We start from the raw sequence: 10219 nt of genomic DNA, 5'->3' as shown, positions 1-10219 counted from the left end.
CCCCGCAGCCCGTGCAGGCCCCCCACCCCGGTGGGCCCGCCCCGCATCCCGGAGCGCCTCACCAGGCGGTTCCGGCCCCGCACCAGGGACCGGACGCCGTGCCCGTGCCGGGCGCCCCGGGTTCCTTCCCGGACCCCTACCCGCCGCTCGGCGGCGGAGCCCCCGGTTTCCCGGAGGCCGCGCAACCGGACAGGACGCCGCTCGCCCCGCCGGCCCCGCAGGGCCCGTTCGCCCCGCAGCCGCCGCACACCGCCTCCGCGCCGCAGTCCGCCGAGGCCGGCCGGCCGGGTCCCGGCCCGCAGACCGTCCCCGGCCCGCAGGCAGCTCCGGCCGCCGCACTCGGCCCGCACGCCACCCCCGTACCCCAGGCCGCGCAGGCCGACCCCGGTCGGCACGCCGCCTCCCCCGGTCCGCAGGCGCCGTCCGCCCCGCAGAGCGTGCAGGCGGCGGCAGCCGCCCCGCGGACCCTTCAGTACCGCTTCGACGGGCCCGAGGACGCCCCGGTCCTGGTCATCGGGCCCTCGCTCGGCACGACGTGGCACATGTGGGACCGCCAGATCCCCGAGCTGTCCCAGCACTGGCGGATCTTCCGGTACGACCTGCCCGGCCACGGCGGCGCGCCCGCCCACGCCGCCGCTTCCGTCGCCGAGCTGGGCGACCGCTTGCTCGCGACGCTGGACGGTCTGGGCGTCCAGCGCTTCGGCTACGCGGGCTGCTCCATCGGCGGGGCGATCGGCGCGGACCTGGCCCTGCGCCACCCGCACCGGGTCGCCTCGCTGGCGCTCGTCGCCTCCTCGCCCCGGTTCGGCACGGCCGACGAGTTCCGCCGGCGCGGGGTGATCGTCCGCACCAACGGCCTGGAGCCGATGGCCCGCACCGCGCCCGAGCGCTGGTTCACCCCCGGCTTCGCCGCCGCACAGCCCGCCATCGTGGAATGGGCCGTGCAGATGGTCCGCACCACCGACCCCGGCTGCTACATCGCCGCCTGCGAGGCACTCGCGGCGTTCGACATCCGCGGCGCCCTCGGCCGGATCGGCGTCCCCACCCTGGTGCTGGTCGGGGCGGAGGACCAGGTCACCGGGCCCGCCGAGGCCCGCACGCTGGTCGCCGGGATACCGGACGCCCGCCTCGCGCTCGTCCCCGGCGCCTCCCACCTCGCGCCCGTCGAGCAGCCCGCCGCCGTCAGCGACCTGCTGCTGATGCACTTCTCCAGCGCCTGGCAGCAGGACACCTCGGCCGCGATCCCCGTGCTGCCCCACGTCACCGCGCCCGCCGCCCCCAGCACGCCGTTCGTCCCGGTGGCCGAGATCGCCCCGGCCGCCGCTACGCCCGACACCCTCGCGCCGACCTCGGACGACCGGCACGCGCAGGGTACGAAGGTCCGCCGTGAAGTCCTGGGGGACGCCCATGTCGACGCGGTGAACGACACGGCCGACGCCTTCACCGAGGACTTCCAGGAGCTGGTCACCCGGTACGCCTGGGGCGAGGTCTGGAGCCGCGACGGCCTCGACCGCCGCACCCGCAGCGTCATCACGCTCACCGCGCTCGTCACCTCCGGCCACCTGGAGGGCCTGGCCGCGCACACCCGGGCAGCCCTGCGCAACGGTCTGACGCCCGCCGAGATCAAGGAAGTTCTCCTCCAGACCGCCGTCTACTCCGGCATCCCGGCCGCCGGAGCCGCCTTCGCCGTGGCGCAGAAGGTGATCCAGGAGGAAACCATGCCGCCCGCGTAGCAGGATGGGGCCATGAACGCATCGCCCGGGGCACTCACCCTCACGAAGAAGACCCACTCCTGCGTCCGGATCGAGAAGGAGGGGCGCATCCTGGTCATCGACCCCGGGGGTTTCTCCGAAGACGACGCGGCGCTCGGCGCGGACGTCATGCTGGTGACGCACGAGCACCCGGACCACTTCAACGAGGCGAGGCTGCGCGCGGGCCTGGAGGCCAACCCGGCGGCCGAGATCTGGACGCTGCGCAGCGTCGCCGAGCAGCTCTCGGCCGCCTTCCCGGGCCGGGTGCACACCGTGGGTGACGGCGACGCGTTCTCCGCCGCCGGATTCGACGTCACCGTGCACGGCGAGCTGCACGCGGTGATCCACCCGGACATCCCGAGGATCACCAACGTCGGCTTCCTCGTGGACGGTTCGGTCTTCCACCCCGGCGACGCGCTCACCGTCCCCGAGCGCCCCGTGGACACGCTGCTGCTGCCGGTGATGGCCCCCTGGAGCAAGATCTCCGAGGTCATCGACTACGTACGCGAGGTGAAGCCGCGGCGCGCCATCGACGTCCACGACGCCCTGCTGACCGATCTGGCCCGCCCGATCTACGACAACCAGATCGGGGCCCTGGGTGGCGCGGACCACGACCGGCTGGCCCCGGGCGGCACCACCGAGCTGTGAGCCCGGCGGCCGCTGTCAGTGGGAGCGGCTAGGTTGGCTGCCATGCGCATCGCCACCTATAACGTCAATTCGATCACCGCCCGGCTGCCGAGGCTTCTGGCCTGGCTGGAGAGCAGCGGCACCGATGTGCTGTGCATCCAGGAGACCAAGTGCACGGCGGAGCAGTTCCCCGCCGAAGCCCTGCGCGAGGCGGGTTACGAATCCGCCGTCAACGCCACGGGCCGGTGGAACGGGGTCGCGCTGCTCTCCCGCGTCGGCCTCACCGACGTCGTCACCGGGCTGCCGGGCGGCCCGGACTACGACGGCGTGCAGGAGCCCCGCGCGATCTCGGCGACCTGCGGCCCGCTGCGCCTCTGGTCGGTGTACGTGCCCAACGGCCGCGAGGTCGAGCACGAGCACTACGCGTACAAGCTGCGCTGGCTGGAGGCCCTGCGGAAGGCCGTGGCGGCGGACGCCGCGGGTGCCCTGCCCTTCGCGGTCCTCGGCGACTTCAACGTGGCGCCGACCGACGAGGACGTCTGGGACCCGGCGCTGTTCGAGGGCGCCACGCATGTGACGCCCGCCGAGCGCGCCGCCCTCGCGGCCCTGGAGGCGGAGGGCCTGAGCGAGGTCCACCCCCGCCCTCTCAAGTACGACCGCGCCTACACCTTCTGGGACTACCGCGAGCTGCGGTTCCCCAAGAACAAGGGCATGCGGATCGACCTGACCTTCGGCAACGCCCCGTTCACCGCCGCCGTCAAGGACAGTTACGTCGACCGTGAGGAGCGCAAGGGCAAAGGTGCGTCCGACCACGCCCCGGTGGTCGTCGACCTCGACCTCTGAGCAGGGTGGAGCACGGCGGGCGAGAGGCTGCGGACGGCGTGACAACCCAAGGTTGACACTCCCTGAGTGTCAACCTACGGTTGTCACATGACGCAGCCTCTTCCCGTCACCCCTTCCGTACGCCTCGACGATCTGATCGAGGCCATCAAGAAGACCAACGACGACGCACTGGAGCAGCTCTCCGGCGCGGTCCTCGCCGCCGACCACCTCGGCGACGTGGCCGACCACCTCATCGGCCACTTCGTGGACCAGGCCCGCCGCTCCGGCGCCTCCTGGACCGACATCGGCCGGAGCATGGGCGTCACCCGGCAGGCCGCCCAGAAGCGCTTCGTGCCCAAGAAGGCCGAGGGCTCATCGGACCTCGACCCGAACGAGGGCTTCAACCGCTTCACCCCGCGCGCCCGCAACGTGGTGGTCGCCTCCCACAGCGAGGCCCAGGCCGCCCGGAACGCCGAGATCGTCCCCGCCCACCTGATCCTCGGTCTGCTCGCCGAGCCCGAGGCCATCGCCGCTCGTGTCCTCGTCGGGCAGGGAGTGGAGCCGGACGCCCTGCGGGCGGCGGCGACCGCGGCGCTGCCCGCCCCGGTGGGCGAGGTGCCCGAGCTCATCCCGTACGACCCGGACTCCCGCAAGGTCCTGGAGCTGACCTTCCGCGAGGCCTTGCGGCTCGGCCACAACTACGTGGGCACCGAGCACGTCCTGCTGGCCCTGCTGGAGTTCGAGGACGGCTCCGGCGTGCTGACCGGCCTCGGCCTGGACAAGGAGGCCGCGTCCGCCGCGGTGGAGCGGGCGGTGGGCGAGGCGGCCCAGGCCCTCCGCCAGCAGAACCCCTGAGCTCCACCGCGGCCCCGCGCCACGTGGACGGCGGTCTCAGTGCACCGAGAATCCGCCGTCCACGAACAACGACTGCCCGGTGACGTACGCCGAGGAGCGCCCCGCGAGGAACACCGCGGCCCCGGCGAAGTCCTCCGCGAGCCCGTTGCGGCCGACCATCGTCCGGGCGGCCAGCGACGCCACCTTCTCCGGATCCGACTGGAGGCGCGCGTTCAGCGGAGTCAGGACGAACCCGGGCACCAGGCTGTTCACGGTGACGCCGTGCGGCGACCATGCCTCGGCCTGCGACCGGGTCAGCGACTCCAGGCCGCCCTTGGACACCCCGTAGGCGCCGCTGCTCACGAAGGCCCGGTGCGCCTGCTGCGACGTGATGTGGATGATCCGCCCGTACCCCCGCTCGGCCATGCCCGGCCCGAACCGCTGCCCGAGCAGGAACGGCGCCTTCAGGTTCACCGCCATCGTGGTGTCCCAGACGTCCTCGCCGAGCTCGGTCATCGGCGGGCGGAGATTGACTCCGGCGCAGTTCACCAGGATGTCCGGCTCCCCGAACGCCGCCGCGGCCTCCTCCGCCCCCACGCGGACCCCCTCGGCGGTGCTCAGGTCCGCGCTCACCCAGGCCGCCCGGCAGCCCTCCGCGGTCAGCTCGTCCACGGTCGCCCGCAGCTCGGCCTCCCGGCGGGCCACCACGACGACGCTCGCGCCGGCCCGGGCCAGGGCGCCGGTGATCGCCCGGCCGATGCCGGAGCTGCCTCCGGTGACCACCGCCACCCGGCCTTCCAGCGAGAACAGTTCCGAGACGTAGGTCTGTGCACTCATGTACGCACTTTAGATATGCGCTCGGCTCTCCGGTCGGGGCGGGGTGGGGGACCGGTGAACGCCGCGCGCCCTGTGGTGCGGAACCTGGCCGGGATGGGACCCTAGTGGTATGAACATCCCTTTCTTGGACAACTGGCGTAAGCGTCAGGGTGGTACGCAGTCGAGCACGCTCGCCGCCGCCGTCGAGACGGACCCCGACGGCGTGGCCGAGCTGCTCGCCGAATGCGAGCTGCTGCGCGTCCGGGCGGGGCAGCAAGGACTCGAACTCGACGACACCCCCGCCTCGTTGGTGGCGCTCGACCAGCTGCCGCCCCGCTGGCGCGACGACCCCGAGGAACTGCCCTGGCTCGGCAACGACGCCGGCCTCTACCTCGGCACGGTGATCGTGCGGACGGTGCCTGGCGCCGCGTGGGACATCTGGCCGAGCGGTCAGCCCGTGGTGCGGCTGGAGTCCGGCCGGGAGATCGACGTCGTCTCGGCGGGGCTCGACTGGGCGATGGCGGGCAGCCCGGAGCTCTCCCAGGTGTACGCGGAGTCCGCCGAGAACTGAGCGGGGCGCCGGTGAGCTGCCCGCTCCCCTCGCCTAATCCAGTTAAAAAGCCTTTTGCGCCATTTACGCGTGTCGGGTGCGAAGTCCCTTTTCGCGATGGATAGTTTGCGCTGACCTCGACACAGCGACAAGTGGGTAGGGCAGCGCATGGCCGTCGATCCTTTGATCGAACTGAGGGACGTCAACAAACACTTCGGGGAGTTGCACGTACTTCAGGACATCAATCTCACCGTCGGCCGCGGGGAGGTGGTGGTGGTCATCGGCCCCTCCGGCTCAGGGAAATCCACCCTGTGCCGGGCGATCAACCGGCTGGAGACGATCGAGTCCGGCAGCATCACGATCGACGGCAGACCCCTCCCCGAGGAGGGCAAGGGCCTGGCCCAGCTCCGTGCCGAAGTCGGCATGGTCTTCCAGTCGTTCAACCTCTTCGCCCACAAGACCGTGTTGGACAACGTCTCGCTGGCGCAGCTCAAGGTCCGCAAGCGCAAGAAGGACGAGGCCGACAAGCGCTCCCGGGAGCTGCTGGACCGCGTCGGCCTGGCCGCCCACGCGGAGAAGTTCCCCGCCCAGCTCTCCGGCGGCCAGCAGCAGCGCGTGGCCATCGCCCGCGCCCTGGCCATGGACCCCAAGGCACTCCTGTTCGACGAGCCGACCTCGGCGCTCGACCCGGAGATGATCAACGAGGTCCTGGAGGTCATGCAGCAACTGGCCCGGGACGGCATGACGATGATCGTCGTCACCCACGAGATGGGCTTCGCCCGCTCCGCCGCCAACCGTGTGGTGTTCATGGCCGACGGCTGCGTCGTCGAGGACCGCGTCCCGGAGGACTTCTTCACGGCCCCGTCGAGCGACCGCGCCAAGGACTTCCTGTCCAAGATCCTCAAGCACTGAGGGGGGATTCCATGTTGCGTACGAGGAACACGCGTACGGGCAGGGCCGCCGCCCTCGTGGCCGGTCTCCTGCTCGCCGCACTCGCCGCGGGCTGCGGCAAGGACGGCAGCCCGCCGGTCAAGGGTCCCAAGGCCGAGGCCCTGCCCGTGTACCAGGTCGACACCGGCTTCGAACTGCCCGACTCCCGCACCTGGACCAAGGCGAAGCGGCGCGGCCATCTGATCGTCGGCGCCAAGGAGGACCAGCCCTACCTGGGGGAGAAGGACCCCGCGAGCGGGATCTACTCCGGGTTCGACATCGAGATCGCGCGCATGATGGCGGCCTCGCTCGGCTTCGAACCGAAGACGATCCGCTTCCGCACGATCGCCTCCGCCAACCGCGAGACGGCCCTGCAGAACGGCCAGATCGACTACTACGTCGGCACCTACACCATCAACGACATGCGCAAGAAGCTCGTCGGCTTCGCCGGCCCCTACTACATGGCCGGCCAGGGACTGCTGGTGCGCACCGACGAGAACGACATCAACGGGCCCCGGGACCTGGCGGGCAAGACCGTCTGCTCCGCGGCCGGCTCCACGCCCTACCAGCGCATCGCCGCCGACTACCCCAAGGCGACCCTCGTCGCGTACGACACGTACTCGATCTGCGTCGACAACCTCCTCACCTACCAGGTCGACGCCGTCACCACCGACGACGCGATCCTGCTGGGCTTCGCGGCCAAGGCGCCCGACGAGATGAAGGTCGTCGGCAAACCCTTCTCGGAGGAGCCGTACGGCATCGGCGTACCGCGCAGCGACAACGCCCTGCGCAACGCGCTCAACGACGCCCTGGAGGCCAACGAGAAGAACGGCAACTGGAAGAAGGCGTACGAAGCGACGCTGGGGCTCTCCGGAGCGCCCGCGCCGACCCCGCCGCCCATCGACCGCTACCCGGCGACCTGAGGGGACGCGCCTCACCCATGGACGTACTGACAGAGAACTTCTCCCTCTACGGCAAGGGCTTCCTCGGCACCGTCGAACTGACCGTCTACGCCTCGGCGCTGGCGCTCGTCCTCGGCTTCCTGATGGCGTCCTTCCGGGTCGCGCCCGTCGGCTCCTTCCGGGTGCTGGGCACGGTCTGGGTCACCGTGCTCCGCAACACCCCCCTGACGCTGCTGTTCTTCGCGGTCCTGCTCGGCCTGCCCCGCTTCGGGCTCGTCCTGCCGTTCCAGCTCTTCGCCGTCATCGCCCTCGGCTGCTACACCTCCGCGTTCATCTGCGAGGTGTTGCGTTCCGGCATCAACACCGTGCCCAAGGGCCAGGGCGAGGCCGCCCGCAGCCTCGGCATGAACTTCGGCCAGACCCTGAGCACCGTGGTCCTGCCGCAGGCGTTCCGGTCGGTGATCCCGCCGGTCGGCTCGACCCTGATCGCGCTGGCGAAGAACTCCGCCATCGCCGGGGCGTTCAGCGTCACCGAACTCCTCGGCACCTACAAGACGCTCAACGAACTGGGCTACAGCATCATCTGGTCCTTCATCTGGATCGCCGTCGGCTACCTGATCATCACTCTGACCATCAGCGCGGTGTTCAACGTGATGGAGAAGCGCTGGGGAGTCGCCCGATGACCAAGACCCTCACCCGCAAGCCGTCCCGGGCTTCGGCGCCCGAGGCCACCGCGCTCTACGACATCCCCGGACCGGTGACCCGCAGGCGGCACCTGATGTACGGGATCGCCTCCACGGTGGTGATCCTGGCGCTGTTCGGCTGGATCGTCTATCTGCTGTTCGACACCGACCAGTTCACCGCGCAGAAGTGGACGCCCTTCGAGTACAAGGGCATTCAGGAACTGCTGCTGCGCGGGCTCGGCAACACCCTCAAGGCGTTCGCGTACGCGGCGGTCCTCTCACTCGCGCTCGGCGCGGTCCTCGCCGTCGGCCGGCTCTCCGAACACCGGGTGCTGCGCTGGATCTCCACCCTGCTGGTCGAGTTCTTCCGGGCCATGCCCGTGCTCGTGATGATCTTCTTCATCTTCGTGGCGCTGAAGGTCCAGCCGCTGCCCGCCCTCGTCGCCGGGCTGACCCTGTACAACGGCTCGGTCCTCGCGGAGGTGTTCCGCACCGGGATCAACGCCGTGGACCGGGGCCAGCGCGAGGCGGCGTACGCGCTCGGCATGCGCAAGACCCAGGTCACCACCTACGTCCTGGCGCCCCAGGCCGTACGCGCGATGCTGCCGACCATCATCAGCCAGCTGGTGGTCGCGCTGAAGGACACCTCACTGGGCTATCTGATCACCTACGAGGAGTTCCTCCACGCCGGAAAGCTGATCGCGTCGAATCTCGACTACGATCTTCCCTTCATCCCCGTCGTGATGGTGATCTCGCCGATCTACATCGGGATGTGCATGCTGCTCTCGTGGTTCGCCACCTGGGTGGCCAAGCGGCAGCGGCGCAACCTGAAGACCAGAGCGGTCGGGGTCGCCCCGGCCGAACCGGGGACGCTGCTGCCGGGCGGGCAGTAGCCGGGTCCTGCCCGCCCGGCAGCAGTCGGTGATCACTTCTCGCGCAGCGGGACCGAGCGATGACTCGGGTCCGTGCCGGGCGAGGAGAAGGTCAGCTGCGCGCCGGTCGGGTCGGCCCACGGTTCCTGCTCGACGGGCCGGTTGCCGGGCCACTGGAGTGTCAGCCCCCGGCGCTTGAGGTACGTGCCGACTCCGGGGATCGGTGAAGCGGACTCCGTACCGCTTGAAGATCAGCCTGCCGCACGGCGGCCTGCTCGGCCGTGGACAGCTCCTGATGCTCGCCCGCGCGTCGGCCCCGCGGCCGGGTCAGCAGCGCACGACCAGGTCCGACCGCCGGCCATCGTGGCGGCCTGCTGGTGGGAGAGCAGTCCGGCGACGGTCTGGATGATGCCGCTCATGTGTTCTCGGCGGCCGTGGTGCCGCGCGAGGGATCGCCAGTTCTTCAGATGGCTGATGCCGTGCTCGACAAGGTCTCGACGCGCTACCGCCAACCATGCACGAGCTCGCCAGATGATGATGGGTGATATCCCAGTTGGGTACGTGTGCGGTGCATGTGGTGGTATTGCCGCCGGTCTGGTGCGCCAACTTGTGCACTGTCCGGACTGTGATCCTCTCTCATTGCCCTGAGTTCAATGTTCCGTTTGGTGGCTTGATCGAATCACCGTCATCTGCTTGTTGATCTAGGCACATGTCTCGGGTAGCGTTGCCGACGGCTACGTGATTCTGTTGCGTGGATCGTGAACCTTGGGTTCGATGGGAGGGGGTTCTGCGAGTCCGATTCGGTTTCTTGAAGGCAGCGTACGACTGTGCGTGAGTTCGGGCGAATTCGGGCTGCCGCATCAAATTTTCTTACCGCGCTGCTCTGAGTGCGGAATCAGATTTCGTCCGGCAACCGGCAGGTGCTGGACGCGGGGGAAGGTCTGACCAGGCTTATGCTGCACGCGCACCACGCTGTCATTCGTCATGCCCGTCTCTCTGACATGCCCCGACTCATGGAGTTGGAAGAGTTATGCTGGCCCGAGCTCTTACGAGTCCCCGAAGAGACGATCAGGCAGCGGCTACTGGTGAACTCCGTGGGGCATTTGGTCGTCGAAGCCGAGGGAGCTGTTCGAGGTGTTGTCTACTCGCAGCGCATCGACAGTGCGGATGACCTGCTCTCCTTGAGCTTCGACACGGTGGACCGGCTGCACCGGCCGGACGGGCCCGTCGCTCATGTGCTCTCCCTGAACGTCGACCCCGGTGAGCAGAGTCTCGGTTACGGAGACATGCTGCTGGAGCATCTGCTGACCTGGTGTCAGGAAAGCGAATCGATGGAGACAGCCGTCGGGGTCACTCGCTGCCGGGATTTCGGGCGATACCCGGACATGGAACTCCGGGCTTACATACGGGCCACCAATGCGCAGGGGCGCTG

Annotated in this window: 11 protein-coding genes and 1 pseudogene; 10 read left to right on the top strand and 2 right to left on the bottom strand. The window is 69.9% G+C overall.

Translation table 11 applies throughout. From position 1 onward, the window contains the following. The first annotated feature begins 542 nt into the window (after positions 1–542). From D3105_RS04940 to D3105_RS04925, 4 genes are all read left to right on the top strand, one after another. Positions 543–1733: an alpha/beta fold hydrolase gene (locus D3105_RS04940; RefSeq protein ID WP_425315724.1), complete on the top strand. Its 1191-nt coding sequence runs from the start codon at positions 543–545 to the stop codon at positions 1731–1733. A 12-nt stretch (positions 1734–1745) separates the two neighbouring features. Next, entirely contained in the window at positions 1746–2399 is a 654-nt protein-coding gene (locus D3105_RS04935; RefSeq protein ID WP_118900347.1) for an MBL fold metallo-hydrolase, read from the top strand. Positions 2400–2441: 42 nt separating this feature from the next. Continuing rightward, positions 2442–3221, top strand: a complete 780-nt coding sequence (locus tag D3105_RS04930; protein WP_118900345.1) for an exodeoxyribonuclease III — start codon at positions 2442–2444, stop codon at positions 3219–3221. An 87-nt stretch (positions 3222–3308) separates the two neighbouring features. Then, a complete protein-coding gene (locus tag D3105_RS04925) occupies positions 3309–4055 on the top strand; it encodes a Clp protease N-terminal domain-containing protein (RefSeq protein WP_118900343.1) in 747 nt (248 codons plus the stop codon). Between the two features lie 36 nt (positions 4056–4091). Here the strand turns inward: D3105_RS04925 and D3105_RS04920 are convergent, their stop codons facing one another. Then, positions 4092–4871 carry an SDR family NAD(P)-dependent oxidoreductase gene (locus D3105_RS04920; RefSeq protein ID WP_118900341.1) on the bottom strand — a complete coding sequence of 260 codons (780 nt, stop codon included), beginning with the start codon at positions 4869–4871 and terminating at the stop codon, positions 4092–4094. Between the two features lie 109 nt (positions 4872–4980). Here D3105_RS04920 and D3105_RS04915 point away from each other — a divergent pair, with 109 nt between their 5' ends. The 5 genes from D3105_RS04915 (at position 4981) to D3105_RS04895 (ending at position 8808) form a co-directional block, all read left to right on the top strand. Continuing rightward, complete coding sequence (locus tag D3105_RS04915; protein WP_118900339.1) at positions 4981–5421, top strand: DUF6278 family protein; 441 nt, start codon at positions 4981–4983, stop codon at positions 5419–5421. A 147-nt stretch (positions 5422–5568) separates the two neighbouring features. Continuing rightward, positions 5569–6312, top strand: coding sequence for an amino acid ABC transporter ATP-binding protein (locus D3105_RS04910; protein WP_118900337.1), 744 nt, complete (start codon positions 5569–5571; stop codon positions 6310–6312). 11 nt (positions 6313–6323) lie between these two features. Next, on the top strand, positions 6324–7253 hold the full coding sequence (locus D3105_RS04905; RefSeq protein ID WP_118900335.1) for a glutamate ABC transporter substrate-binding protein: 930 nt from the start codon (positions 6324–6326) through the stop codon (positions 7251–7253). A gap of 17 nt (positions 7254–7270) precedes the next feature. Next, the gene (locus D3105_RS04900; RefSeq protein ID WP_006128632.1) at positions 7271–7915 is read left to right on the top strand and encodes an amino acid ABC transporter permease; all 645 of its coding nucleotides are present in this window, start codon (positions 7271–7273) and stop codon (positions 7913–7915) included. Continuing rightward, complete coding sequence (locus tag D3105_RS04895; protein ID WP_118900333.1) at positions 7912–8808, top strand: amino acid ABC transporter permease; 897 nt, start codon at positions 7912–7914, stop codon at positions 8806–8808. Before D3105_RS04900 ends, D3105_RS04895 begins: the two co-directional genes overlap by 4 nt. 839 nt (positions 8809–9647) lie before the next feature. Here D3105_RS04895 and D3105_RS35695 read toward each other — a convergent pair. Further along, positions 9648–9773: a hypothetical protein gene (locus D3105_RS35695; protein WP_276311779.1), complete on the bottom strand. Its 126-nt coding sequence runs from the start codon at positions 9771–9773 to the stop codon at positions 9648–9650. Here D3105_RS35695 and D3105_RS35985 point away from each other — a divergent pair. After that, positions 9741–10100 (top strand): annotated as a pseudogene (locus D3105_RS35985) (GNAT family N-acetyltransferase); the annotation flags it as partial. The gene D3105_RS35695 and the pseudogene D3105_RS35985 overlap by 33 nt on opposite strands. Positions 10101–10219: the final 119 nt, after the last annotated feature.

The sequence above is a fragment of the Streptomyces globisporus genome, assembly GCF_003501885.1.
In the GTDB taxonomy this organism is placed as follows: domain Bacteria; phylum Actinomycetota; class Actinomycetes; order Streptomycetales; family Streptomycetaceae; genus Streptomyces; species Streptomyces globisporus_D.
This window is presented reverse-complemented; position numbering and strand designations above follow the sequence as displayed.

Coding starts and splice junctions, on each gene's coding strand:
- D3105_RS04910 (WP_118900337.1), top strand. CDS start 5,569: ATGGCCGTCGATCCTTTGATCGAACTGAGGGACGTCAACAAACACTTC.
- D3105_RS04930 (WP_118900345.1), top strand. CDS start 2,442: ATGCGCATCGCCACCTATAACGTCAATTCGATCACCGCCCGGCTGCCG.
- D3105_RS04905 (WP_118900335.1), top strand. CDS start 6,324: ATGTTGCGTACGAGGAACACGCGTACGGGCAGGGCCGCCGCCCTCGTG.
- D3105_RS04925 (WP_118900343.1), top strand. CDS start 3,309: ATGACGCAGCCTCTTCCCGTCACCCCTTCCGTACGCCTCGACGATCTG.
- D3105_RS35695 (WP_276311779.1), bottom strand. CDS start 9,773: ATGACGAATGACAGCGTGGTGCGCGTGCAGCATAAGCCTGGTCAGACC.
- D3105_RS04940 (WP_425315724.1), top strand. CDS start 543: ATGTGGGACCGCCAGATCCCCGAGCTGTCCCAGCACTGGCGGATCTTC.
- D3105_RS04900 (WP_006128632.1), top strand. CDS start 7,271: ATGGACGTACTGACAGAGAACTTCTCCCTCTACGGCAAGGGCTTCCTC.
- D3105_RS04915 (WP_118900339.1), top strand. CDS start 4,981: ATGAACATCCCTTTCTTGGACAACTGGCGTAAGCGTCAGGGTGGTACG.
- D3105_RS04895 (WP_118900333.1), top strand. CDS start 7,912: ATGACCAAGACCCTCACCCGCAAGCCGTCCCGGGCTTCGGCGCCCGAG.
- D3105_RS04935 (WP_118900347.1), top strand. CDS start 1,746: ATGAACGCATCGCCCGGGGCACTCACCCTCACGAAGAAGACCCACTCC.
- D3105_RS04920 (WP_118900341.1), bottom strand. CDS start 4,871: ATGAGTGCACAGACCTACGTCTCGGAACTGTTCTCGCTGGAAGGCCGG.